Annotated in this window: 24 protein-coding genes and 1 riboswitch; of the genes, 21 read left to right on the top strand and 3 right to left on the bottom strand. The window is 44.7% G+C overall.

Going from position 1 to position 23,820, the window contains the following annotated elements; genetic code table 11:
• The 6 genes from C6Y45_RS04975 to C6Y45_RS04945 all read left to right on the top strand — a co-directional run bounded on the left by C6Y45_RS04975 (position 1) and on the right by C6Y45_RS04945 (position 5,986).
• Positions 1 to 738 (top strand): Stp1/IreP family PP2C-type Ser/Thr phosphatase, encoded by a 738-nt coding sequence (locus C6Y45_RS04975; protein WP_107583928.1) that lies wholly within the window; start codon positions 1 to 3, stop codon positions 736 to 738.
• Positions 735 to 2,864 carry a Stk1 family PASTA domain-containing Ser/Thr kinase gene (gene pknB, locus C6Y45_RS04970; RefSeq protein WP_107583927.1) on the top strand — a complete coding sequence of 710 codons (2,130 nt, stop codon included), beginning with the start codon at positions 735 to 737 and terminating at the stop codon, positions 2,862 to 2,864. Before C6Y45_RS04975 ends, pknB begins: the two co-directional genes overlap by 4 nt.
• An 11-nt stretch (positions 2,865 to 2,875) precedes the next feature.
• On the top strand, positions 2,876 to 3,751 hold the full coding sequence (gene rsgA, locus C6Y45_RS04965; protein ID WP_107584006.1) for a ribosome small subunit-dependent GTPase A: 876 nt from the start codon (positions 2,876 to 2,878) through the stop codon (positions 3,749 to 3,751).
• Between the two features lie 4 nt (positions 3,752 to 3,755).
• Positions 3,756 to 4,400, top strand: a complete 645-nt coding sequence (rpe, locus tag C6Y45_RS04960; protein WP_107583926.1) for a ribulose-phosphate 3-epimerase — start codon at positions 3,756 to 3,758, stop codon at positions 4,398 to 4,400.
• Positions 4,401 to 4,409: 9 nt separating this feature from the next.
• Positions 4,410 to 4,515: riboswitch (TPP riboswitch) on the top strand.
• A 260-nt stretch (positions 4,516 to 4,775) separates the two neighbouring features.
• Positions 4,776 to 5,324: an energy-coupled thiamine transporter ThiT gene (gene thiT / locus C6Y45_RS04950; RefSeq protein ID WP_107583924.1), complete on the top strand. Its 549-nt coding sequence runs from the start codon at positions 4,776 to 4,778 to the stop codon at positions 5,322 to 5,324.
• 17 nt (positions 5,325 to 5,341) lie between these two features.
• Positions 5,342 to 5,986: a thiamine diphosphokinase gene (locus C6Y45_RS04945; protein ID WP_107583923.1), complete on the top strand. Its 645-nt coding sequence runs from the start codon at positions 5,342 to 5,344 to the stop codon at positions 5,984 to 5,986.
• A 176-nt stretch (positions 5,987 to 6,162) separates the two neighbouring features.
• Here the strand turns inward: C6Y45_RS04945 and rpmB are convergent, their stop codons facing one another.
• The gene (gene rpmB, locus C6Y45_RS04940) at positions 6,163 to 6,351 is read right to left on the bottom strand and encodes a 50S ribosomal protein L28 (RefSeq protein ID WP_107583922.1); all 189 of its coding nucleotides are present in this window, start codon (positions 6,349 to 6,351) and stop codon (positions 6,163 to 6,165) included.
• A gap of 234 nt (positions 6,352 to 6,585) precedes the next feature.
• Between rpmB and C6Y45_RS04935 the strand changes: the two genes are divergently transcribed.
• The 12 genes from C6Y45_RS04935 to rnc all read left to right on the top strand — a co-directional run bounded on the left by C6Y45_RS04935 (position 6,586) and on the right by rnc (position 17,751).
• Positions 6,586 to 6,945: an Asp23/Gls24 family envelope stress response protein gene (locus tag C6Y45_RS04935; RefSeq protein WP_107583921.1), complete on the top strand. Its 360-nt coding sequence runs from the start codon at positions 6,586 to 6,588 to the stop codon at positions 6,943 to 6,945.
• A 21-nt stretch (positions 6,946 to 6,966) separates the two neighbouring features.
• Entirely contained in the window at positions 6,967 to 8,631 is a 1,665-nt protein-coding gene (locus C6Y45_RS04930) for a DAK2 domain-containing protein (RefSeq protein ID WP_107583920.1), read from the top strand.
• 22 nt (positions 8,632 to 8,653) lie between these two features.
• The gene (locus C6Y45_RS04925) at positions 8,654 to 9,514 is read left to right on the top strand and encodes a DegV family protein (protein WP_107584005.1); all 861 of its coding nucleotides are present in this window, start codon (positions 8,654 to 8,656) and stop codon (positions 9,512 to 9,514) included.
• Between the two features lie 148 nt (positions 9,515 to 9,662).
• Positions 9,663 to 10,325 carry an L-serine ammonia-lyase, iron-sulfur-dependent subunit beta gene (gene sdaAB / locus C6Y45_RS04920; RefSeq protein WP_107583919.1) on the top strand — a complete coding sequence of 221 codons (663 nt, stop codon included), beginning with the start codon at positions 9,663 to 9,665 and terminating at the stop codon, positions 10,323 to 10,325.
• A gap of 14 nt (positions 10,326 to 10,339) precedes the next feature.
• Positions 10,340 to 11,218 (top strand): L-serine ammonia-lyase, iron-sulfur-dependent, subunit alpha, encoded by an 879-nt coding sequence (sdaAA, locus tag C6Y45_RS04915; RefSeq protein ID WP_107583918.1) that lies wholly within the window; start codon positions 10,340 to 10,342, stop codon positions 11,216 to 11,218.
• Positions 11,218 to 13,263 carry an ATP-dependent DNA helicase RecG gene (gene recG / locus C6Y45_RS04910; RefSeq protein ID WP_245922564.1) on the top strand — a complete coding sequence of 682 codons (2,046 nt, stop codon included), beginning with the start codon at positions 11,218 to 11,220 and terminating at the stop codon, positions 13,261 to 13,263. The genes sdaAA and recG overlap by 1 nt, the downstream gene beginning before the upstream one ends.
• 81 nt (positions 13,264 to 13,344) lie before the next feature.
• Positions 13,345 to 13,914, top strand: a complete 570-nt coding sequence (fapR, locus tag C6Y45_RS04905; RefSeq protein WP_107583917.1) for a transcription factor FapR — start codon at positions 13,345 to 13,347, stop codon at positions 13,912 to 13,914.
• A gap of 2 nt (positions 13,915 to 13,916) precedes the next feature.
• A complete protein-coding gene (gene plsX, locus C6Y45_RS04900; protein ID WP_107583916.1) occupies positions 13,917 to 14,921 on the top strand; it encodes a phosphate acyltransferase PlsX in 1,005 nt (334 codons plus the stop codon).
• Positions 14,918 to 15,862: an ACP S-malonyltransferase gene (gene fabD, locus C6Y45_RS04895; RefSeq protein ID WP_107583915.1), complete on the top strand. Its 945-nt coding sequence runs from the start codon at positions 14,918 to 14,920 to the stop codon at positions 15,860 to 15,862. Before plsX ends, fabD begins: the two co-directional genes overlap by 4 nt.
• Positions 15,859 to 16,599 carry a 3-oxoacyl-[acyl-carrier-protein] reductase gene (gene fabG / locus C6Y45_RS04890; RefSeq protein ID WP_107583914.1) on the top strand — a complete coding sequence of 247 codons (741 nt, stop codon included), beginning with the start codon at positions 15,859 to 15,861 and terminating at the stop codon, positions 16,597 to 16,599. The genes fabD and fabG overlap by 4 nt, the downstream gene beginning before the upstream one ends.
• Positions 16,600 to 16,655: 56 nt before the next feature.
• A complete protein-coding gene (gene acpP / locus C6Y45_RS04885; RefSeq protein WP_107583913.1) occupies positions 16,656 to 16,889 on the top strand; it encodes an acyl carrier protein in 234 nt (77 codons plus the stop codon).
• 94 nt (positions 16,890 to 16,983) lie between these two features.
• Entirely contained in the window at positions 16,984 to 17,751 is a 768-nt protein-coding gene (gene rnc / locus C6Y45_RS04880) for a ribonuclease III (RefSeq protein ID WP_107583912.1), read from the top strand.
• Positions 17,752 to 17,946: 195 nt separating this feature from the next.
• On the opposite strand, the gene kapB is transcribed toward rnc, so the two are convergent.
• The gene (gene kapB / locus C6Y45_RS04875; protein WP_107583911.1) at positions 17,947 to 18,324 is read right to left on the bottom strand and encodes a kinase-associated lipoprotein KapB; all 378 of its coding nucleotides are present in this window, start codon (positions 18,322 to 18,324) and stop codon (positions 17,947 to 17,949) included.
• Between the two features lie 22 nt (positions 18,325 to 18,346).
• Positions 18,347 to 18,580: a DUF1128 domain-containing protein gene (locus tag C6Y45_RS04870; protein ID WP_425427849.1), complete on the bottom strand. Its 234-nt coding sequence runs from the start codon at positions 18,578 to 18,580 to the stop codon at positions 18,347 to 18,349.
• A gap of 252 nt (positions 18,581 to 18,832) precedes the next feature.
• Between C6Y45_RS04870 and smc the strand changes: the two genes are divergently transcribed.
• The 3 genes from smc (at position 18,833) to C6Y45_RS04855 (ending at position 23,818) form a co-directional block, all read left to right on the top strand.
• On the top strand, positions 18,833 to 22,417 hold the full coding sequence (smc, locus tag C6Y45_RS04865; RefSeq protein ID WP_107583910.1) for a chromosome segregation protein SMC: 3,585 nt from the start codon (positions 18,833 to 18,835) through the stop codon (positions 22,415 to 22,417).
• Between the two features lie 2 nt (positions 22,418 to 22,419).
• Entirely contained in the window at positions 22,420 to 23,421 is a 1,002-nt protein-coding gene (ftsY, locus tag C6Y45_RS04860) for a signal recognition particle-docking protein FtsY (RefSeq protein WP_107583909.1), read from the top strand.
• A gap of 70 nt (positions 23,422 to 23,491) precedes the next feature.
• Complete coding sequence (locus C6Y45_RS04855) at positions 23,492 to 23,818, top strand: putative DNA-binding protein (RefSeq protein ID WP_107583908.1); 327 nt, start codon at positions 23,492 to 23,494, stop codon at positions 23,816 to 23,818.
• The last annotated feature ends 2 nt before the right edge of the window (positions 23,819 to 23,820 follow it).

The raw sequence follows: 23,820 nt of genomic DNA, 5'->3' as shown, positions 1-23,820 counted from the left end.
ATGGAATATAGTTCGGCTACAGATGTGGGAAAAGTCAGACAGCATAATGAAGATGCTGTAGCTGTAGTAGAAAGTGGAGAATACGTACTGGCTGTTGTTGCAGATGGAATGGGAGGTCACCGGGCGGGCGATACCGCCAGCAGGCTGGCCTGCGAAACACTCGTAACAGGTTTTTATGATATGAAAGAACCACTGGCCCGGGATGAGGTGACTGTATGGCTTGAAAAAGCGGCAGCAGAAGCCAACACGAATATTTTTGAATATCAGAAAGTCCATCCTGAGTGCCGGGGGATGGGAACAACGTTAACTGCAGCACTAAGTACGGCGGATTTCACTGCTTACGCCAATGCTGGAGACAGCAGGATATATATTTATGGGGAAAATGAACTCCGACAAGTGACAGAAGATCATTCTTTAGTGGAAGAACTTGTAAGGAGAGGGGAGATTTCCGTAGAGGAAGCTGAAAAACACCCCCAGAAACATGTTCTTACGAGAGCTCTCGGCACCGAAAAAACAATTATGGTCGATACCGGTATTATAGAATGGCAGAAGAAAGATACGATTCTTCTCTGCTCAGATGGACTGACGAATAAGCTGCCAGCTGAAGAAATAGAAGAAGTTTTAAAGAAATATTCGATAATGGAGATCCCCGGTTTATTGATAGATAAAGCAAACGAACGGGGCGGGGAAGATAATATTACAGCAGCGGCAGTCCAAAACAGGGAAGTGGGTATATGATGATCGGAAAGCGGATTAATGAGCGGTATAAGCTTATACGTCCGGCCGGAGGGGGCGGAATGGCCGACGTTTACTTGGCAAAGGACCTTATTCTCGATCGCCTTGTAGCGGTAAAAATGCTTAAATCCCAGTTCTCTGAAGATGAAGAATTTATTCGGAGGTTTCACCGGGAGGCAGAATCTGCGAGCAGTCTTTTTCATGATAATATTGTGTCTATTTTCGATGTTGGGGAAGAAGATGGTCTGTACTATATTGTTATGGAGTATGTAGAAGGGCAGACTCTTAAAGAGTACGTGCAGGAGCATGGTTCACTTGAGGTGAAGGAAGCAGTAAGGATTTTGAGCCAGATTACAGAAGCAGTGAGCCATGCCCACTATCATCACATTATTCACCGCGACATAAAACCGCAGAATATACTTATGAGTATTAATGGCACAGCAAAAGTAACGGATTTTGGTATAGCCAGAGCTATAAGCGAAGCTACGATCACTCACACAAATTCTGTGCTTGGTTCAGTCCATTATCTTTCTCCGGAACAGGCTCGCGGTGGCAAAATAACTTACAAATCCGACCTTTACGCTCTGGGAGTTATTTTGTATGAAATGCTCGCAGGAGAAGTTCCGTACAGTGGAGACACAGCAGTAACCATAGCTCTTAAACATCTTCAGGAACCGTTCCCGAAAATCAGCGAAGTAAATCCGTCTATTCCTCAAAGTGTAGAGAACATGATTATGAAACTGACTGCCAAAAATCCAGATAACCGGTACGAGAGTGCTGACGAAGTTTTTGCGGACCTGCAGACAGTTCTTAGTCCCGAAAGAATAAATGAAGAACCTCTTCATTTTGAAGATGATGACGAAGTAACTAAAGCAGTACCGGTTATTAATCCTGAGACACCTCCGGAAGAGAGTACGATGGTCCCGCCTATAAAAAACAAAAATGCTGAAAAAGAAGAAAAATCAGGCAGGCGCCCCTGGATGTGGGGCGTACTGGGAGCTGTTTTCCTTATAGGTCTGCTGTTTATAGTGATAGCGGTTGTACCGCGTTTTCTACATGTTGATGAAGTAGAAGTACCGAATGTCGCCGGACTGACTTCCGCTGAAGCTTTGGAAGAGCTGGAAGAGCTTGACCTTGAAGCAGATCTACAGGAACGGGAAGATGACAGTGTTCCGGTGGATCATGTGATATCAGTCCGTCCTGAAGCCGGAACTTCCGTTAAAATCGGTTCAGAAGTAACATTAATCGTCAGCAGCACTGAGCCTGTTACAGGAATGGAAAATGTTCTCGGTCTTTCCGAAGCAGAAGCGGAAGAAGCTTTAGCCGATTATGCTTCTGTAAATGTCTCTTATCGGGAAACAACAGAGGAGCCGGATGATACAGTGATCGAACAGCTTCCGGCGCCGGGGGAAAATACCGTATCGGAAGAAACGGAAGTCGAACTGATCGTTACAGAAAGGGAAGTCTTTACTCTTGGTAACCTGTATGGTATGACGAGAGAGGAAGTACTGGAAGAGCTTAATGATGCCCCCTACATTGATCTTGCATTCGAAGAGCAATATCACGATTCCATGGAGGAAGGCAGAGTGTTTTTTCAGGAACCGGCGCGTGGAACAGAAATAAGTGAAAGTATAACGGTGGATGTAACTTTTTCCCAGGGTCCTGAGGAAGAAGAAACGGACAGCGAAACTAATAACGAAGAAAATAATGAAGAAATGAATAATGAAGAAATGAATAATGAAGAAATGAATAATGAAGAAATGAATAATGAAGAACAAGAGATTGAACCGGAACCGTCACCTGAGGAAACTGAGGATAATAATAATGCAGACTCAGAAAATAATGATGAGCAGGAAGGGGTAAGAGCCGAAGTTCCTTTTGCTGTGAATCTTCCTGATTCAGACGGGGAAAATTCTGAAAGCTATGCAATTGAAATTCAGGTGGAGGATGCAATTAATCATTCACCTCAGACGGTAATTGAAGAAGAGATTACTGAATCAACACAATTTGCAGTTCCGATGGCTGTAGAGCCGGGTGGCTCCGCTGCGCTGATTTTAATTGTGGATGGGGAGGAATTTGCTGAATCTCCTTACAATTATACGTATGAGGAAGTCCAGCAGTATGAATGATGGAGGTGCGTATGCCTACAGGGAGAATTGTTAAGGCATTAAGTGGATTTTATTATGTGGAGAACGAAAACGGAATTTTTCAATGCAGAGCCAGAGGGAACTTTCGAAAAAGAAAAATAACACCGCTCGTCGGAGACTGGGTGGAGTTCGAAGCGGAAAACAGGACAGATGGCTATGTGTTGGAAGTTAATACCCGAATAAACGAACTGGTACGCCCGCCGATAGCGAATGTTGAACTGGCAGTGATCGTTTTTTCGGCCAGGGAGCCGGATTTCAGCACCTATCTGTTGGACAAGTTTTTAGTGCATATTGAAGCGAACGGCATAGAAGCGGTCATATGTCTCACCAAAACGGATCTGGGAGTCACTGAACAAACGCAGAAAGAAGCGGAGGTCTACGAAAGGCTCGGATACCAGGTGCTTTATACTTCACAGGAAAGTAAAGAGTCAGCCGATGATGTTGCAGAAGCTCTGCAGGGACGGATTTCCGTTTTCGCCGGGCAGTCGGGGGTAGGCAAATCCACGCTTCTTAACGTAATAAAGCCGGAATTGCACCTGGAAACAAACCCAATTTCACGCAGTCTCGGCAGAGGAAAACATACCACAAGACATGTAGAGTTAATAAAACTGGATGAAGGAACTTACGTAGCTGATACGCCTGGATTCAGTTCCCTCGACTTCCGGGGGATCGAAGCGGCTTCCCTTTCTCATTTATATCCGGAAATGGCAGCTTTAATAAATGACTGCCGTTTCCGGGCGTGTACGCACTTGAAAGAGCCGGGATGTGCTGTAAAGCAGGCTGTGGAGGATGGCAGTATTGCACAGTTCCGATATGAAAGCTACAAACAGTTTCATGACGAAATTCAATCCCAAAAACGGAGGTACTGAAGGAATGACTTTAAAAATAGCCCCTTCTATTTTATCGGCAGATTTTAGTGAACTTGGTTCAGAAATAAAAGAAGTGGATGCAGGAGGCGCGGACTATATTCACATAGACGTGATGGATGGCCATTTTGTGCCGAACATTACGATTGGTCCTCTCATTGTGAAAGCTGTCCGTCCGCATACGAATCTTCCGCTTGATGTTCATCTTATGATTGAAAACCCGGAGCTGTACATTCATGAGTTTGCGGAGGCCGGAGCTGATATTATTTCTGTACATGCAGAAGCGTGCCCCCATCTTCACCGGACCATTCAGCTAATAAAAAAAGAAGGAATTAAAGCTGGGGTTGTCATCAATCCGGGGACACCTGTAAGCATGATAGAGCACGTTATCCAGGATGTGGATCTTGTCCTTCTTATGACAGTTAATCCCGGCTTCGGTGGACAGACATTTATTGAAAGTGTACTGCCTAAAATTGAGTACGTACGGAGGCTGGCAGGCCCCGATAAAGATGTAGAGGTCGATGGGGGTGTGAACGCCGAAACAGCTGCATTATGTATAGAAGCAGGAGCCAACGTTCTTGTAGCCGGTTCAGCAGTATTCGGTAAAGAGGACCGTGCAGAAGCTGTTGCACAAATACGGGGAACTGAGTAAAATTTATAATGTAAACCACAGGGGAGTCTTTTGAAAGACTGAGAGGGAACTGTATGTTCCGACCCTTTGAACCTGAAAGCTGATACTTGCGAAGGGATGTGGAGTAGAAATGCTGTAATCACGGCTGTCTCCAGGGCAGTCGTGTTTTTTTATTTAAAGCTATGTTCGTTGACGGCTGGAGAAACACTTCGCTTTCAACCGGTATGTCGTGGAGGAGTTTTTCGGGGAGACTGCGCCCTGTCCTCCAATCTCTTTTTTCGACGACCGGAAGAAGCTCACTCCTGACATAATAAAGAAGAAGCTGCATAAAGCTGAGCTGTTCAAAAAAGTTGTCCGCGCGAATGAATGATGGAGCTGTAAAAGGAGGGGAAGAAATTGAACAGGTTAAAGCTGATTGTGATGATGGAAATTGCGCTCATGACAGGCCTTGCAGTTGTACTTGATTTTTTAACGCTATTCCGTATGCCTTACGGTGGATCAGTAACTCTCGCTATGCTGCCTATTTTAATTATGGCTTACCGGAGGGGAGTCGGGGCCGGGGTAATAACAGGTCTGCTTTTCGGACTTGCAAACCTTATGTTTGGCCCGTATATCGTTCACTGGATACAGGCGCTGCTTGAATATCCTGTTGCTTTTGCTGCTGCAGGACTTGCCGGTGTATTCCGGTTCAGTAGAAATGCTTCAGTAAAGAAAAAAATTGTTTACTTAAGTTCAGGCATTTTTCTGGCAGTTATTCTGCGTTTTGCAGCTCATTTCACAGCTGGTGTTATATGGTTCGGGGAGTTTGCACCGGAAGGAACTCCGGTAGCTTTATATTCATTTTTATATAATTTGAGCTACCTTGGACCGACATTCATACTGCTGCTGGTTATCATGTTTCTGTTTGCCCGAACAGGGAAGCAGCTCTTTCACCCTGCAGCTTAAAAGGAGAAATTGAATTAATGAAATATATTATTTATGGGGGAGGCCCTGCAGCCCTTATTCCGGCAACGGAGGATATTATTGAAAGGCATGGAAGGCATGTCAGATGGATTGGAGTGGACCGGGGAGCTTTTACGCTGGCAGAATCAGGAATTTCAATGGAAAAAGCTGTTGGTGATTTTGATTCTGTTTCCCGCCGGGAATGGGAGACGATAAAAACGGCGGTTCAACTACCGGAGATTTACCCGCCTGAAAAAAATGAAACCGACCTTGAACTGGCCGTGGACTTCGCAGAAAAGCAAAAGCCGGAACAAATTGTAATCGTTGGAGGCACCGGAGGACGGATGGACCATTTTTTATCTGCAGTACATTTAATGGAGATGAGCAGAAGCTATTTAACGATAGAAGACAAAGTTAATCGCATGTGTTCTCTGGAAGCCGGTCTGCACTGTGTGAGCCGTTCTTCTTTTCCCTACGTGTCTTTTCTTCCGGCTACAGATACAGTAGAAGGCCTTACTTTAAAGGGGTTCCGGTATGATCTGTCCAACAGGAAGCTTACGAAAAAATCGACCCTGTGTATCAGTAACGAATGGAATTATACTGAAGCTGAAGTATCTTTCCGCACAGGAAGACTTCTGATGGTCGAAAGCCGGGATATGTATTAATTAACTTTCCGGTTGGTTTTAAAGCTTAATAATGATGACGGGACGTGTGAGGTGCCTTTTCCTTTGACCGCCCCGTCATTTTTCCTGGACAGCCGTTCAGAGAACCGTTTTAACAAACGGCTTTATCAATGAATATAAAAAAGCTGCTCCCTTTTTCAGGGAAGCAGCTTAATTTATTATACCCGCTGAACTTTGCCGGATTTAAGTGCGCGTGCAGAAACATAAACACGCTTAGGCTTACCGTCCACCATAATTCGTACTTTCTGAACGTTGGCGCCCCATCGGCGTTTGTTAGCATTCATAGCGTGGGAACGTTTATTTCCAGTTGCCGGCCCACGGCCAGTAATTACACAACGACGTGCCATGCATATCCCTCCTTCTTACAATCAGCATAACTCATACTTGAATATTGTAGCATCACCATTTTTTAAATTCAAGGGATAATTTCAAGTTAAAAGCCTTGACACTAATCATCGCATTTTACGCAGGGGTGTGCTATTCTCAATGTCGGGCTGTCAGAGGAACTTTCCAATTCATTCTAACTGTAGTAAAATAACCTTAGCCATTCAGTAAATATACCTCGGAGGAGGCAGTTTTTTATGACCATTGAAATGAATACAAAGTATGGAAATATCGACGTATCGAAGGAAGTAGTTGCTGTGATCGCCGGAGGAGCGGCTGTAGACTGTTATGGCATCGTAGGAATGGCTTCCCAAAAACAATTGAAAGACGGTATTACCGACCTTCTCGGCAGAGAAAACATGGCCAGAGGAGTGGTTATACGTGAAGAAAACGATAAAGTTAACATTGATATGTATATAATCGTAAGCTATGGAACAAAAATTTCAGAAGTAGCCTACAATGTTCAGCAGAAAGTAAAGTACCAGCTGGAACAAATGCTCGGCTTAAAAGTAACTTCTGTAAATATTTTCATTTCGGGAGTCCGGGTAACAAATTAGTTTATGCTAGGAGGAACACATGTGGCTGTTCAAAAGATAGATGGAGAAAAACTTGCGCAGATGCTGCTCGAAGGGGCGGCGAACCTTTCTAATAACTCTAAAAAAATTGATGCATTAAACGTTTTTCCTGTGCCTGATGGTGATACTGGAACAAATATGAACTTAACTATGACTTCCGGAGTGAAGGAAGTTAAAGGAAACGAAAAAGCACACGCAGGTAAAGTGGCGGGATATTTCGCCAAAGGTCTCCTTATGGGAGCACGAGGAAATTCAGGGGTAATATTATCTCAATTGTTCCGGGGATTTTCAAAAAGCATTGAAAAACAGCCTGAGCTTCAGCCGTCACACATTGCAGATGCGCTGAAACAAGGCGTGGATATGGCCTACCGTGCCGTTATGAAACCTGTAGAAGGAACGATACTTACAGTAGCTAAAGATGCAGCAGAAGCGGCTGCAGCAGAAGCTGAAGCCGGGACGGATTGTATTTCCCTTCTTGAAAAAGTCGTGACAGAAGCAGATGCCTCACTGGAACGAACGCCGGATCTTCTGCCTGTTCTGAAGGAAGTGGGGGTTGTTGATTCGGGCGGCCAGGGTCTGCTTACCATTTATGAAGGGTTCCTCGCAGCCTTAAAAGGTGAAAAAATCAAAGTCTCCTCGAATGCGGAAACACCATCGATGGAGGAACTTGTTAAGTTTGAGCATCACCAGTCAGCCCAGAGCCACATGGCTACTGAGGATATTGAATACGGGTACTGTACGGAAGTAATGGTGAAATTCGAGGACAGTAAATTGAACGAGCACCCTTATAACGAGGACGCTTTCCGTAATCAGCTCGACAAATTTGGTGATTCACTGCTCGTAGTATCGGATGAAGACCTTCTGAAAATACATATTCACGTCGAGTATCCGGGATCTGTAATAAATGAAGCTCAAAAATTCGGGTCACTAGTGAATATTAAAGTGGAAAATATGCGTGAGCAGCATACTTCGATTTTGAATGAGGAGCAGCAGGCCTCCGCGTCAGAACCGGATGAATTCGCAGTTATTACTGTAGGTATGGGTAAAGGAATACGTGAATTGTTTGAAGGTCTTGGTGTGAAGAAAGTAATAGAAGGCGGACAGACGATGAACCCTTCCACGGAGGATTTTGTTAAAGCCATTGAGGAAGTGAACGCTGAGAATATTATACTTCTTCCTAATAACAGCAACATTGTGATGGCGGCAGAACAGGCGGCTGAAGTAGCAGAAGCGCACGTCAAAGTGGTCCCTTCCAAATCGGTGCCGCAGGGGCTGGCAGCTATGCTGGCTTTTAATGAAGAACAGAAACTTTCCGAAAACGCTGAGTCTATGTCTGAAGCTCTGACGTTTGTGAAAACAGGAGAAGTGACCTATGCAGTAAGGGATACAAGTCTGAATGGAGTTTCCATTAATGAAGGAGATTTTATGGGGATTTCAGAAAAAAATATTGTATCCAATGGATCGGATGTCAAAGAAGTAGCTGAGAAACTCGTTGATTACCTTGTGGATGACGAGAGCGAAATAGTAACTGTAATTTATGGGGAAGACCGCACTTCTTCGGATGCAGAGAAGTTGAGACAATACATTGAGTCCGAGCATGCAGAGGTGGAAGTAGAAGTGCATGCCGGTGATCAACCGCTGTATTCCTACATTTTATCCGTCGAGTAACGGAAGCAAAGGGGCTGGGAAAATGAGAAAAGTAACAATTGTCACGGATTCGACAGCGGATATTCCTGTAACAATGACAGAGGAGCTTAATATTCATGTGGTGCCGCTGAATGTACATTTCGGAGAGGAAACATATGAAGACGGAGTTGATCTGGGTGCTGAGGATTTTTATAAGAAGCTGAGAGAATCGCGGGATATTCCTACTACCTCCCAGCCCTCACCGGCACGCTTTGAAGAAGTCTACCGTAACCTTTATAAAGAAACCGGTACGGAAATTATCTCTATTCATCTATCTGCAAAAATGAGCGGCACTTTTCAGTCTGCACATATTGCCCAGCAGACGCTGGAAGGAGAGATCCCGGTAGATGTAATTGATTCCAAAAGAGCTTCCTATGCTATTGGTGTAATCGTAGTGGAAGCTGCCCAGCTGGCCGAACAGGGGGCTTCCAAAGCGGAAGTGATGGACAGAATTAATGAAATGCTGGAAGAAGCGAATGTTTATTTTATGGTGGACACCCTTGAGTATCTCCAAAAAAATGGCCGCATCGGCAAAGCTTCTGCCCTGGTAGGGTCACTGCTTAAAATCAAGCCGATACTTTCCCTTACGAAAGAAGGAGAGGTTTATCCTTTTGAAAAAGTAAGAGGTCAGAAAAAAGCAATTCAAAAAATATTAGCTGAAATGACGAAGAATTATAATGGAAAACCGCTGCATGTAGGTATCTCCCACGCAGAAGCAGAAGGAGATGCAGAATTAATCATGGAGCAGGTTAAAGAGCAGTTCGAAGTGGAACAGGAAGTAATAACTAATATCGGTCCTGTAATCGGAGCGCATGTTGGGCCGGGAACTGTAGCTGTCAGCGTTACTCCTGTCAGAAGAAAATAGAAAAACAGAACGGGCGCACGACATGTACAAAAAGCCGGCAGTTACTTTCTCCTGCCGGCAATTATCCACACAGGACTTTAAGATCGTTTTTTAAAGAGTATTACAGTAATGACAGCGCTTACAAAAAGATTTGTGCAGGAGGCATAAAATGAAATACAGAAGTGTATTTGACATTATTGGACCGGTAATGATCGGGCCTTCAAGTTCCCACACAGCAGGAGCTGCCCGAATCGGTCTGGTCGCACGGCAGTTGTTTCGGGATCAGCCCGAAAAGGTATCATTTCACCTGTACGGATCATTTGCTAAAACGTATCAGGGCCATGGGACTGATGTAGCTCTCATAGGTGGAATTCTTGGTTTTGATACCAGTGATCCACGGCTTACGAATGCGGTGGAAGAAGCTCAGAAAAATGAGCTGGCCTTTGAATTTATTATAGAAAACGAAGTGAGCCACCATCCAAATACCGTGAAAATTGTTATGGAGAAAAATGGGAGAAGTATGTCACTTATGGGAATATCAATAGGTGGAGGAAAAGTGGAAATTAAAGAGTTAAATGGTTTTGAACTTAATCTCAGCGGAAACCATCCGGCAATTTTAGTCGTTCATGAAGATAAATACGGTGCTATTGCTTCTGTAGCTGCTGTGCTGGCAGGGAAAAAAATCAATATCGGTCACATGGAAGTTTCCCGTAAAGAAGAGGGAAAGGATGCTCTGATGGTAATTGAAGTGGACCAGAACGTTGAGCAGGAAACACTTGAAGAAATTTCGGCTCTTGATCATATTACTCAAGTGACTAAAGTTCATGAGTAATGGAGGGAAAATAAATGTTTAAAACAGCAGAAGAACTCGTTCAGAAAGCAGAACGGGAAGGTATAAAAATTTCCGAAGTAATGATACGTCAGGAAATGAAAGTACACGACAGGTCAAGGGAAGATATTTATAACCAGATGGAAAGAAATCTGGACGTGATGGAGCGGGCTGTAAACAGAGGCATAACAGAAAGCGTGCGCTCTGTTTCCGGACTAACGGGAGGAGACGGAAAAAAGCTTCATGAATATATGATGCTGAACGATACCCTTTCCGGAAATCTGACGATGGATGCCGTTGCAAAAGCAATGTCCACTAACGAAGTTAACGCGGCTATGGGAACGATCTGTGCAACACCAACTGCAGGAGCAGCAGGGGTAGTGCCGGGCACGTTGTTTGCAGTAAAAGAGAAATTGAATCCGACGAGAGATGAAATGATACGATATTTATTTGTGAGTGGGGCTTTTGGATTTATTACGGCAAATAACGCTTCTATTTCCGGTGCTGCAGGAGGATGTCAGGCAGAAGTAGGTTCGGCTACAGGTATGGCTGCCGCAGCTATTGTGGAAATGGCTGGAGGAACCCCTCGCCAGTCTTCCCAGGCGATGGCCATGGCTTTGAAAAATATGCTTGGTCTTGTTTGTGATCCTGTTGCCGGACTCGTCGAAGTACCGTGTGTGAAGAGAAATGCTTTTGGTGCTTCCCACGCTCTTGTCGCAGCCGACCTCGCACTTGCCGGAATAGAAAGCCGTATTCCGTGCGATGAAGTAATCGACGCAATGTACCGGATTGGTGAAAATATGCCGACAGCTTTGAAAGAAACCGGCGATGGTGGTCTCGCAGCTACGCCGACCGGAAACCGGTATAAACAAGAAATATTCGGTGCAGGTAAGTAATGCCAGGAACTGCGGGAATGGACGTGCCGGTGCATGCAGTTAAAGGAATTGGTGCGAGAGCGGCGGAGCAGATGTCCTTAATGGAAATTCATACGGTGAAAGATTTGTTATTTTATTTTCCTTTCCGGTATGAAGATTTTTCGGTCCGGCGTCTGGAAGAAGTACAGCATGAAGAACGTGTAACTCTTCAGGGGACCGTTCACAGTTACCCGGAATTAAGGTTTTACGGAAAAAAGAAGTCCCGTTTGACCGTTCGCGTGCTCGTGGACGGTTTTCTCGTTCAAGCTGTATTTTTTAACCAGCCTTTCCTGAAACGGCAGATTGAGGTAGGGCAGAATCTTATTTTTCACGGAAAATTTGACCGCCACCGTCTTATGGTGAATGGAGCCATCGTTAAAACACCGACATCAGATGGGTCGCTGGAACCGGTATATCCCCTGAAAGGGGATGTGAAGCTTACATCACTCAGGAAGTGGATTGCCGGTGCTTTTGAAGATTACGGAGGAGAAATTAAAGAACTGCTTCCAGCATCAATACTTGAGAAATACAGGCTGATGCCTCGGAATGAAGCCTGTTATTATCTTCATTATCCCCAGGATATGGATATGTTCAAACAGGCTAAAAGGCGGATGGTTTACGAGGAGCTGCTGCTTTTTCAGCTGAAAATGCAGTATTTCAGAAAACGCACACGTGAATCTACAGACGGCGTTTCAAAAACATGGAATGAGGAACAACTCCAGAATTTTATTAATGAACTGTCTTTTTCACTTACCAATGCCCAGCACCGTGTATTAACAGAAATACTTGCAGACTTATATTCGCCTTACCGTATGAACCGTCTGCTGCAGGGTGATGTAGGTTCTGGAAAAACAGTAGTAGCTGCTGCAGCTTTATACGCCTCCGTACTTGCCGGATGTCAGGGGGCGCTGATGGTTCCAACAGAAATTCTGGCGGAGCAGCATACAGACTCCTTAAAAAGTCTATTTAAAGATCTGCCGGTTAACATTGGACACTTGTCAGGATCTTCGAAAGTTAAAGAACGCAGAGAAACGCTTGAAAAACTCGCGGCTGGAGATATTGATATTATTATCGGTACCCACGCTCTCATTCAGGAAGGTGTGGACTTTAAAAATCTCGGCTTAGTCATTACAGATGAACAGCACCGTTTTGGTGTTTCGCAGAGACGGGTACTCCGGGATAAAGGACTTAAACCGGATGTTCTCTTTATGACAGCCACTCCAATACCTAGAACGCTGGCGATTACAGCTTTTGGTGATATGGACGTGTCTACCATTGATGAAATGCCGGCCGGCCGGAAAACGATAGAAACTTATTGGGCGAAGCCGGATACGCTTCCCCGAGTACTTAATTTTATTGAAAAGCAGACAAAAGCCGGCCATCAGGCGTACGTAATATGTCCTCTCATTGAAGAATCAGATAAACTGGACGTTCAGAATGCAATAGATCTGCATGCTCATATTCAGGAATTTCTTCCCGATGTAAAAACCGGCCTTATGCACGGCAGGCTGCCTGCTGATGAAAAAGAGGAGATTATGCAGCAGTTTGCAGAAAATGAGATACAGATCCTCGTATCTACTACGGTCGTTGAAGTAGGAGTGAATGTTCCGAATGCTACTGTGATGGTTATATATGATGCCAATAGATTCGGACTCGCTCAGCTTCACCAGCTCCGGGGACGTGTAGGAAGAGGAGCTGATCAGTCATACTGTATCCTTCTTGCTGATCCAAAGTCCGATTCCGGAAAAGAAAGAATGAGTATCATGACAGAAACGAATGACGGATTTGAACTTTCCCAGCGAGACCTGGAGCTTCGCGGGCCTGGAGATTTCTTTGGCGTGAAGCAGAGCGGACTCCCCGAAATGAGAGTAGCAGACATTGTAGAGGACTATCGAACGCTGGAAGTAGCCCGTCAGGATGCAGCTAAAATGATAGAATCGAAAGCATTCTGGAATTCAGGGGTATACAGTGCTCTGCGGCAGGCACTTGAAGAGGAAGGTATATTGAATACCGATAAAATTGATTAACATCTTCCAGTTGAAAATGGAAGGTGTTATCTATATACTACAATTAGTACCTAGTCCTATGAGCTTGGAAGTGATGAATCTATGAAATGGACCAAAAAGCAGCGCCAGCCGAAGCTGCAGGAGCGGATTAAAGAAGATCCGTTTATTACAGATGAAGCTCTGGCTTCCTTGTTTCAGGTGAGTGTGCAGACGATCAGGCTTGATCGACTGGAAATGAACATTCCCGAAGTCAGGGAGCGCATCAAAGATGTCGCTCAAAAACAGTACGATCCAGTGAGGGCTCTGCCTGAAGAAGAAATTATTGGAGAAATTATAGACCTCGAACTGGATAAATATGCGATTTCTATTTTGGATATAAAGCAGGAGCATGTTTTTTCCAGAAACAATATAGCAAGAGGCCACCATTTGTTCGCCCAGGCGAACTCTCTCGCTGTAGCAGTAATCAATGATGAACTGGCTCTTACTGCTAATGCCGAAATTTCCTTTAAACGGCAGGTTTCAGCAGGAGAACGAGTAATCGCTAAAGCGAAGGTAGTTGATATCCGCCGGAACCGGACGGACGTCACAGTTGAAAGCTTCGTAGAACAGTCACTTGTTTTTGAAGGCCGTTTTTCCATGTTCCGTGAAGACTATGCAGAAGGCGGGGAATAAAAATGCGTTTAGCAGTGGATGCTATGGGCGGCGATAATGCCCCGGAAAGTGTTTTGCAGGGCTGCATCACAGCTCTTGATACATATAAAGATCTGCAGGTAATTCTAATTGGTGACAAGGATAAAATTACTCCTTATATCGAACAGTCGGACCGGGTCAAAATCATCCATACTACAACTGTGATTGATGCCGACGATTCACCTGTAAAAGCAGTACGCCGTAAAAAAGATGCATCGATGGTGCAGGCGGTACAGCTTGTAAAAGATGGAAAAGCGGATGCGGCTGTTTCAGCAGGAAACACCGGAGCACTTATGACAGCCGGGCTCCTCATTATCGGACGAACTAGAGGCATTGAAAGGCCGGCTCTTTCTCCAATGCTTCCAACCATGGAAGGAAAAGGTTTTCTACTGCTGGACGTAGGAGCGAATATGGAGGCTAAGCCGGCACATCTTGTACAGTATGCTTTAATGGGCGATGTTTATATGCGCAACGTGCGGGGAATGGACTCTCCGAGAATCGGCCTGCTGAACGTCGGGGCCGAGGCCGGAAAGGGCACGGAACTTGCTAAAGCAGCATACGAGGAACTGGAAAAAATGCCCCTGAATTTTATCGGTAATGTAGAGGCCCGGGACCTCCTGGACGGGGCGGCGGATGTAGTTGTCTGTGACGGATTTTCAGGTAATCTTGTGTTAAAGACAATTGAAGGCACAGCATTATCTCTTTTTGCCCTGTTAAAAGATGAACTGACTTCTTCTCTTAAAAACAAACTGGCGGCCGGAGTTCTTAAACCGGCGTTTAAACGGGTGAAAAATAAAATGGACTACTCCGAATATGGTGGAGCAGGTCTGTTCGGTTTGAATGCGCCTGTTATTAAAGCGCACGGTTCTTCAGATGCCCAGGCATTTTTCAGTGCTGTCCGTCAGGCTAAGACGATGCACGACGAAAAAGTAATCGACACGATCCGTGAGACGATAGAAGCCACAAAAAAATCGGAGGAGCAGCTATGAAAAAAACAGCAGTAATTTTCCCGGGACAGGGAGCTCAGCATATTGGAATGGGTCAGGAGCTTGCAGAAAAATACCCTGAAGCAAAAAAAGTGTTTGAAATGGCGGATCATGCTCTTGGAGAACATTTTTCTGAAATGATATTCAATGGAGAAGAAGCAATTCTAAAACGTACAGAAAATACACAGCCTGCTCTGCTGACTGCGAGTTTGGCAGCATGGAAAGTGCTTGAAAGCCAGGGTGTGAAAGCTTCTTACACAGCCGGACACAGTCTCGGTGAATACAGCGCACTTACAGCTTCAGGCACACTCTCGTTTACGGAAACCGTACAGGTAGTTCGTAAACGCGGCCAGTTTATGGAAGAAGCAGTACCAGAAGGCAAAGGAACGATGGCTGCCATTCTGGGGCTCGATCGTGACAAGCTTGAAAAGGTTACGAAGCAGGCTTCTGAAGAAGCAGGTGTTGTCGAGCCGGCCAACTTCAACTGTCCCGGTCAGATTGTCATTTCCGGAAGTGTTGAAGGAGTTAACCGTGCCGTGGAACTTGCTAAAGAAGCAGGGGCGAGAAGAGCAATGCTTCTGCAGGTGAGCGGCCCGTTTCATTCCAGTCTGATGCAGCCGGCAGCCGAAAAAATGAAGCCGGAACTTGCGCATATGGATGTCAACGGGCAGAGTATGCAGGTGATCGCCAATGTAACGGGAAGGCCGGTTACGAAAGAAAATGTAACAAAAGCTTTAACAGAACAAATATCATCCCCCGTGCTCTGGGAGGACACAATAAGGTACCTGCTCGATCAGGGCGTGGACACGTTTATTGAAGCAGGGCCTGGGAAAGTGCTCAGCGGCCTCGTGAAAAAAGTATCCCGTCAGGCAGTAACACTTCCTGTCTATGACAAAGAAACATTGGAGAAAGCTGTAGAGCATTTAAAGGAGGAAGAGAAATGAAAGGGTTGAATGCACTCGTCACAGGTGGTTCAAGAGGCATTGGAAGGGCGGTCTGCCTTGAACTTGCTGAAAAAGGGGTGAACGTTGCCGTTAATTATTCCGGAAACAGGGAAAAGGCAGAAAACACTGTCGAAGAATGCAGGAAACACGGTGTGGAAGCTTATGCTGTTCAGGCGGATGTGGCTGATGGGGAAGCAGCACAAAATATGGTGAAAGAAGTCGTCAAAACATTTGGAAGTATAGATATACTCGTAAACAATGCTGGTATTACAAGAGATAACCTTGTAATGCGCATGAAGGAAGAAGATTTTGATGCTGTTATAAATACAAATCTTAAAGGTGTTTTCAATTGTTCGAAAGCTGTAACCCGTCCTATGATGAAACAACGTTCCGGGAGAATAATTAACATTTCTTCAGTGGTGGGGGCGCTTGGAAACGCCGGCCAGGCTAATTACGCAGCCAGCAAAGCAGGAGTGATAGGGTTAACTAAGTCGCTCGCACGGGAATTGGCAAACCGGAACATTCTCGTGAATGCCGTTTCACCGGGCTTTATTTCTACAGAAATGACAGAGGAGCTGCCGGAGGAATCAAAAGAGGCACTCTACAGCCAGATTCCTCTAGGGAAACTCGGGCAGCCGGAGGACGTAGCACGAATTGTCCGTTTTCTGGCATCTGCTGACAGCGAGTATATGACTGGGCAGACACTTCACGTCGATGGTGGAATGTATATGCCGTAAAAGTGTCTGGCATTTCGCCGGGCTTTATCCTATAATGACGTAAGGAGGTGAAAGACATGGCAACGAATCAGGAACGCATTTCCAAAATCGTATCCGAGCGCCTCGGAGTTGACGAATCAGAAGTAAAGCGCGAAGCTACATTTAAAGATGATCTGGGTGCTGACTCTCTTGACGTAGTAGAACTTGTTATGGAGCTTGAAGACGAGTTTGATCTGGAAATCTCTGACGAAGACGCAGAGAAGATCGCTACAGTCGGTGATGTCATTGACTACATAGAGAATCATCAGTAATAACTGCAGGGTGATCCCGGTATCCACCGGATCGCCCTGATTGATTCTCTCGTACTGCCGGCTTATACGAAAAAAGAAACTGGTGGGGGTTTGCATGCAGCAATCAAGAAAAATTTACAGGCGGGGTATGAAACGTCAAGGAAAAAAACTTCAGATGACTCAGGCACAAAAAGCTAAATACAGGCAGTTTCTGGAGTCTATTGAAGTATCTTTTGAAAAAGAAGATCTGTTTATTCAGGCTTTTACACATTCTTCCTACGTAAACGAACATAGGATCCGTCCGCACGATGACAACGAAAGACTTGAATTTTTAGGCGATGCAGTTTTGGAATTGGCCATCTCACAGTATTTATTTAAACTTTTTGAACATATGAGTGAGGGAGAGATGACCAAACTCAGAGCTGCTATCGTATGTGAGCCTTCTCTTGCTAAAAATGCAGAAGAGCTGCATTTTGGTGACTATGTGCTGCTCGGTAAAGGAGAAGAAATGACGGGTGGCAGGGAGCGTCCTGCACTTCTTGCGGATGTATTTGAAGCGTTTATAGGCGCATTGTATCTGGATTCAGGAATGGAAGCAGTTTACGGATTTTTGGAGAAGTACGTTTATCCGAAAATTCATGACGGTGAGTTTTCCCATATGATGGATTTTAAGAGTCAGCTTCAGGAACTGATTCAGCGGGAAACCCAGGGACAGGTGCAGTATCATATTGTGCAGGAAAAAGGCCCTGCCCATTCCCGGGAGTTTGTATCCGAAGTCCAGCTGGACGAAGAGCCTCTCGGCACAGGAACCGGCAAGTCCAAAAAAGAAGCGGAGCAGATGGCTGCCCAGAAAGCGCTCGAAAAGCTGAACAATGAGGAATAAATAAAAAAGCGTGATCTATGAGCACCTGCACAGTGCTGATAGATCACGCTTTTACTGTTTAGTTCTGATACTGCGCGGTGTTTTTTAGAGCGCTCGAGGCTTTTTTCTTCAGTCGTCCACAGCGTACTGTTAAAAAGCTTTAAAAGCATTCATAACCGTTTGAAAAAGCCTTAATTAACTTTACAGAGCCCTTCATTAAACCCGGTACTCCTCCCGGACCCGCTGAAGTGCGCTGAAGCATGCTTTCGAGAAGTCGGAATCATTACTGCGGAGTTCTGCCGCATACGTATCCGCGGCTTGCCGCAGAGATTCTTCATAGGAAGGAGGATCTCCTTCGAAAGGTTTTAAATGAGTTACAGGAATATTAGCTTTCTCCGTATAACTCAATGCTTTTCTTTCATGAAAAAGAGGTACGTCCACCTGATTTGGATTATGAAGGTCACCTTGACGCGGATGCTTGGTTACTGCCAGAATCTTAACGACCGCAGTTTTTGAACCAGGAGACTGACTGATAATTTCTCCAATATAGCCGCCGGTTTTGTAAGTGCAGCGGACTAAATCTCCGTTTTCCATAAAAAACCTACTTTCTGATCTTTTACTGATTACGCATATTTCCAAGTTCAGAGACGATGGCATCCATTTCGTTAACGCTGAAGTTTGGTTTGGACATAACCATATCGTGAATTTCTTTTATTTCATCGTACTTCTCGGCACCATAAAATTCTGCTTTCATAGCTCCTCCATTAACGATCTGGAGCTTATCTTTTATATCTTCTATCATTTGTGCCATTTCTTCTTTTTTTACATCCGTATCCTTCAAATTTATCACCCTTTCTATTGATTATATTTAATTATAAGCTGAAGCTGTTTCAACTAACTATAACGCTGCCTTCTAACACAGCGAACAGCCTGTTTAACCGTAAGCAGCTGCCACCTTGCTTTTATCTTAACATGAGAAAGAGGAGCATAACAGCCATTTCCCCGTCACGATGTAAAAGCTAGTTAAACTGCCCTTTAATGTATGATAAAATAGCTTGGTTAGCACTATATAACTCATGAATAGAAGGTAGAGGTGAGTGACATGTTCCTTAAAAGGCTTGAACTCGCAGGATTTAAATCTTTTGCAGATCTGGTGCACGTGGAGTTTGAAGAAGGAGTAACGGCAGTGGTCGGTCCAAACGGCAGTGGAAAAAGTAATATTTCGGATGCCGTCCGCTGGGTACTGGGTGAACAGTCTGCGCGCAACCTGCGGGGAGCAAAAATGGAGGATGTCATTTTTTCAGGAAGTGAAACAAGACCGCCCCTGAATATGGCGGAAATTTCACTGATTTTGAATAATGAACAGCAGAAGCTGGCGGTGGACTACACAGAAGTAGCCGTCACAAGAAGAGTATTCCGGACAGGGGACAGCGAGTATTTAATAAACGGTCAATCCTGCCGCTTAAAGGATATTATAGATTTATTTATGGATTCAGGCATCGGCCGCGAATCCTTTTCAATCATCGGGCAGGGACGGGTAGAAGAAATATTAAGCAGTAAAGCAGAGGACAGACGTGCCATTTTTGAAGAAGCTGCCGGCGTAAGAAAATACAAGCAGCGCAAACAGCAGTCCGAAAAAAAGCTGCTGGATACTGAAGAAAACCTTAAAAGAGTCAGAGATATACTTCACGAGCTGGATGCTCAAGTCCAGCCGCTGGAGGAACAGGCTTCTGCAGCAAAAGAATATCTGGCACAGAAGGAAGAGCTGAAACAAATTGAGGCAGCTGTACTTGTTCACGAAGTTAAAGAAAAGCATAAAGAATGGACAGCTGAAAAAGAAAAATTAGAAGAACTCGAAACTAGAAAAGCCCGTCATGAATCAAAAATTTCTAAAATAGAAGAAAAGCAGGTTTCCGCCAGAAAATTAATGAGGACTCTTGATAAGGAAGTGGAGAAGCAACAGCACGATCTGCTTGAAATAAGTGAAGAGGTTGAAAAACAGGAAGGTCTTAAGGAGCTTTGGAAAGAGCGTAAAAAGCATTACTCCCAAAACCGCCAGCAGTACCGTAGAGAAATAGAAGTGCTTCAGCAGAAAAGAAGCGTGCTTGACGAATCATTGAAACGGGAAGAAAGTGTGCTGAAGAAAACAGTTTCAGAGCTTGATAATACGAAAGCAGAATTAAGGAAGGTCCAGGAAAAACTCAACGAGCTCGGGGAAAATAAGGAACAACAGCTTGAAGAACTGAAATCGAAGTACATTGATCTTCTCAATGAAAAAACCTCACTCGATAACGAAAGGCGCTACACAGAAGAACAGATTTTAAAAGCTGAAGAATACTTGAACAGGAGAGAAAAAGAGAACGCCGACGTTCTGAAGCAGCGGCAGGCTTTTGAACAGAAACTCCAGGAAAAAGAAAACAAACATAAGGCTGCCAAAGAAAAAGTAGAAGCGCTTACGAGCCGATGGTATGAAAAGAAGAAAGCATTTGAAAGTATGCTCCGTCAAAATGAGGAAAAAGAAAGCCTTTATTATGAAGGACTCCGTCACCTGCAGCAAATGGAAGCAAAGCGTGATACGCTGGAAAGTATGCAGCAGGAATACACAGGTTTTTTTACAGGTGTAAAACATATCCTTAAAGAAAGAGACCGGGACTTTTCCGGCGTGCGCGGGGCGGTTGCTGAACTTATTTCTGTACCGGAAAAGCTTGGGAGAGCAGTGGAAACAGCACTCGGGGCGAGCCAGCAGCATGTAGTGGTGGAAAATGAAGCTGCCGGAAGAAAGGCAATTCAATACTTGAAAAGCAAAAACCTTGGACGGGCGACTTTCCTGCCATTAGACACTGTAAAATCCAGGTTCATCTCCGAAACAGATCTGGATAAAGTGCGTAAATTCGATGCTTTTACCGGGGTGGCCAGTGAACTCGTGGAAACGGAGGACAAGTATCGTCATGTCATGCGGCACCTGCTTGGAAACGTCCTGATTGCCTCCGATTTACAATCAGCTGAAAGTCTGGCGAAGGCCGTAAATTACCGGTACCGTATCGTAACGCTGGAAGGCGATATCTTAAACCCTGGAGGTTCTATGACAGGGGGGAGTCTTCATAAAAAACAGACACAGCTTCTCGGACGTCAAAAAGAGCTGGAATCATTGAAAGAAAAAATCAGTTCTATGAACGAAAAAACAACCGAATTGGAAGCCGGTGTCCGAGCCTGGAAATCGAAAAGAAAAGAACTGGAAAATGAACTTCAGGAAATTAAACAAAGCGGAGAGAAAAACCGTGACGAAGAGCTGAGGATGAAAACAGAGCTGGAAGAATTCAGAGTCACCGGGTCTTCTCTGCAGGAGAAGCTGCGAATTTACGACATGGAAACGAAAGAAACAATGGAGGAACAGCATAACCGAAAGCATAATCTCCAAAAACTTACGAGAGAAGTGGATCAGCTGAACAGAAAGCTGGAATCGATGGATGAAAAAATTCGTAAGCTCTCAGAGAATCGTGAAAAAGAAGAAACTGACAAAGCTCAACTCGTTCAAAGAAGTACTTCCCTGCAGGTTACGTATGCTAAAGAGGAAGAGCAGGCCGCTAATCAGCAGGAAAACCTTCAACGAATCCGGCGGGAGCTGAAAGAACTTTCGGAAGAAATTGCAGAAAAAGATGAAGCAAACAGTCTTTTGGAAGCAGAATTAAACGAGAGGTCTTCCGATGCTTCTTCGGTTGAAGATATTCTTATGGAGAAAAAAGCAAGGAAGAGCGAACTCGCTTCAAAGCTTAAAAACCTGCGTGAAAATCGTACAGAGCAGGAAAAGCGACTTCAGGAAGTAGAAAGCGAATTAAAAGAAAACGCCAGTCAGGATACGTACCTGCAGGAACAGATTCATAACAGACAGCTCGAGGTAAATCGCCTTGACATGGAGCTTGACCACCGCCTGAATCATCTTCAACAGGAATATGAGCTTTCATTTCAGGCAGCAGAGCAGCGATACCGCCTCTCACTCCCGCTTGAAGAAGCACAGTCCAAAGTACGGCTTCTGAAAATGGGGATCAGTGAGCTGGGAGAAGTAAATACAGGAGCAATTGATGAATTTGAAAGGGTAAAAGAAAGATTTGATTTTTTGAACGGTCAAAAAGAAGATCTCGAAGAAGCAAAAGCTACCTTAACCAATATTATTCGTGAGATGGATGATGAAATGGTCAGCCGCTTTGAATATACGTTCAACAGTATACAGCAGCATTTTCAATCAGTATTCAGGGATCTGTTCGGGGGTGGAAACGCAGCTCTTGAACTGACAAATTCCGGGGACCTGCTTCATACAGGAGTGGAAATTTCAGCGCAGCCTCCTGGCAAGAAACTGCAGAACCTGGCTCTTCTTTCGGGCGGGGAGCGTGCACTGACGGCCATAGCACTTCTGTTTTCCATATTAAAAGCACGTCCAGTGCCTTTCTGCGTGCTCGATGAAGTGGAGGCAGCTCTCGATGAAGCAAACGTGAGCCGATTTGCCGAGTTTTTAAAGGATTTCAGTTGCGACACCCAGTTTGTTGTTGTCACCCACCGCAAAGGTACTATGGAAAAAGCCGATGCTCTTTATGGGGTGACGATGCAGGAGTCCGGTATTTCCAACCTCGTATCTGTAAAACTGGAAGAATCAAAAGAACTGGTAGGGACCGGTTCTTCTAAGGAGGAATAAAAATGAGCTTTTTTAAAAATATTAAAGATAAACTGTCGACACAGACAGATTCGGTAACAGAAAAATTTAAAGATGGTCTGTCAAAAACAAGAGACTCCTTTGTAGGGGCGATGAATGAACTGATGATGGATTACAGAACAGTGGATGAAGAGTTCTTTGAAGAACTTGAAGAAGTTTTAATTACAGCCGACGTAGGTGTCAGTACGTCTATGGAGCTCGTGGACGAGCTGAGAGACGAAGCTCTGCGCAGAAATATTAAAAATACACAGGATCTCCAGCCGCTTATAACGGAAAAGCTTTCAGCACTGCTTGTTAAAACGGAAGAAGAAACGGAACTGAACTTGCAGACAGATACCCTCACGGTGATTCTCGTAGTCGGGGTCAACGGGGTTGGAAAAACAACAACTATCGGCAAACTTGCCCATAAATTTAAACAGGAAAATAAAAAGGTGGTTCTGGCCGCCGGGGATACTTTCCGGGCCGGTGCTATTGAACAGCTGGAAGTGTGGGGCAGCAGGGCCGGAGTGGAAGTGGTCAAACAGCAGGCAGGGTCGGATCCTGCAGCTGTAATGTATGATGCTGTCCGATCTGCAAAATCCCGCGGTGCCGATATTCTGATCTGTGATACAGCCGGCCGGCTCCAGAATAAAGTTAATTTGATGAAAGAACTTGAAAAAGTAAAAAGGGTACTCACAAGGGAGATACCGGAAGCTCCCCATGAAGTGCTTTTAGTACTCGATGCTACTACCGGCCAGAATGCGATGACACAGGCTAAAATTTTTGGGGAAGCTACAGACGTAAGCGGTATTGTACTGACGAAGCTTGATGGTACAGCAAAAGGGGGTATCGTCATGGCTATTAGAAATGAACTTAATATCCCCGTGAAGTTTGTCGGTCTTGGGGAAGGTCTGGATGATCTGCAGAAATTTGTCCCGGAACAGTACGTGAACGGTCTTTTTTCTGATTTAATTGAAGAAAGAAAGAATGAGGAAGAAACCTCGTAGTTGACAGGCATTCTCTGCATCCTGTAGCATTAATTTGTAAAGGAAAACACCTTAACAAGGCGGTGGCGCTTTGATCGATAAAACTATTCGCATGAACTATTTGTATGATTTCTACTATGCATTACTAACGGAGAAGCAGAATCAGTATATGTCGATGTATTATCTGGATGACTGGTCACTTGGAGAAATTGCCGAATATTTCCATATCAGCCGTCAGGCAGTATACGACAATATCCGACGGACCGAAGTACTGCTGGAAGAATATGAAGAGAAACTGCAGCTTCTTAAAAAGTATGAAGGACGAAAGACAGAAATTGAAAAATTAAAAAAGCTGCTTCAGCAAGGAGAGCATCCGTATTTGGACGAGGTTGTTCGCGCCTTGGAAAATTTAGAATAGGA

This window comes from Alkalicoccus saliphilus (genome assembly GCF_003044065.1).
Lineage (GTDB): Bacteria > Bacillota > Bacilli > Bacillales > Salisediminibacteriaceae > Alkalicoccus > Alkalicoccus saliphilus.
This window is presented reverse-complemented; position numbering and strand designations above follow the sequence as displayed.

Excerpts from the sequence above, each read along its gene's own strand:
- C6Y45_RS04945 (WP_107583923.1), top strand. The coding sequence starts at position 5,342 with ATGAAATATATTATTTATGGGGGAGGCCCTGCAGCCCTTATTCCGGCA.
- C6Y45_RS04935 (WP_107583921.1), top strand. The coding sequence starts at position 6,586 with ATGACCATTGAAATGAATACAAAGTATGGAAATATCGACGTATCGAAG.
- rnc (WP_107583912.1), top strand. The coding sequence starts at position 16,984 with ATGCAGCAATCAAGAAAAATTTACAGGCGGGGTATGAAACGTCAAGGA.
- rsgA (WP_107584006.1), top strand. The coding sequence starts at position 2,876 with ATGCCTACAGGGAGAATTGTTAAGGCATTAAGTGGATTTTATTATGTG.
- fabD (WP_107583915.1), top strand. The coding sequence starts at position 14,918 with ATGAAAAAAACAGCAGTAATTTTCCCGGGACAGGGAGCTCAGCATATT.
- pknB (WP_107583927.1), top strand. The coding sequence starts at position 735 with ATGATGATCGGAAAGCGGATTAATGAGCGGTATAAGCTTATACGTCCG.
- kapB (WP_107583911.1), bottom strand. The coding sequence starts at position 18,324 with ATGGAAAACGGAGATTTAGTCCGCTGCACTTACAAAACCGGCGGCTAT.
- ftsY (WP_107583909.1), top strand. The coding sequence starts at position 22,420 with ATGAGCTTTTTTAAAAATATTAAAGATAAACTGTCGACACAGACAGAT.
- rpmB (WP_107583922.1), bottom strand. The coding sequence starts at position 6,351 with ATGGCACGTCGTTGTGTAATTACTGGCCGTGGGCCGGCAACTGGAAAT.
- smc (WP_107583910.1), top strand. The coding sequence starts at position 18,833 with ATGTTCCTTAAAAGGCTTGAACTCGCAGGATTTAAATCTTTTGCAGAT.
- sdaAA (WP_107583918.1), top strand. The coding sequence starts at position 10,340 with ATGTTTAAAACAGCAGAAGAACTCGTTCAGAAAGCAGAACGGGAAGGT.
- sdaAB (WP_107583919.1), top strand. The coding sequence starts at position 9,663 with ATGAAATACAGAAGTGTATTTGACATTATTGGACCGGTAATGATCGGG.
- rpe (WP_107583926.1), top strand. The coding sequence starts at position 3,756 with ATGACTTTAAAAATAGCCCCTTCTATTTTATCGGCAGATTTTAGTGAA.
- C6Y45_RS04925 (WP_107584005.1), top strand. The coding sequence starts at position 8,654 with ATGAGAAAAGTAACAATTGTCACGGATTCGACAGCGGATATTCCTGTA.
- plsX (WP_107583916.1), top strand. The coding sequence starts at position 13,917 with ATGCGTTTAGCAGTGGATGCTATGGGCGGCGATAATGCCCCGGAAAGT.
- fapR (WP_107583917.1), top strand. The coding sequence starts at position 13,345 with ATGAAATGGACCAAAAAGCAGCGCCAGCCGAAGCTGCAGGAGCGGATT.
- acpP (WP_107583913.1), top strand. The coding sequence starts at position 16,656 with ATGGCAACGAATCAGGAACGCATTTCCAAAATCGTATCCGAGCGCCTC.
- recG (WP_245922564.1), top strand. The coding sequence starts at position 11,218 with ATGCCAGGAACTGCGGGAATGGACGTGCCGGTGCATGCAGTTAAAGGA.
- fabG (WP_107583914.1), top strand. The coding sequence starts at position 15,859 with ATGAAAGGGTTGAATGCACTCGTCACAGGTGGTTCAAGAGGCATTGGA.
- C6Y45_RS04975 (WP_107583928.1), top strand. The coding sequence starts at position 1 with ATGGAATATAGTTCGGCTACAGATGTGGGAAAAGTCAGACAGCATAAT.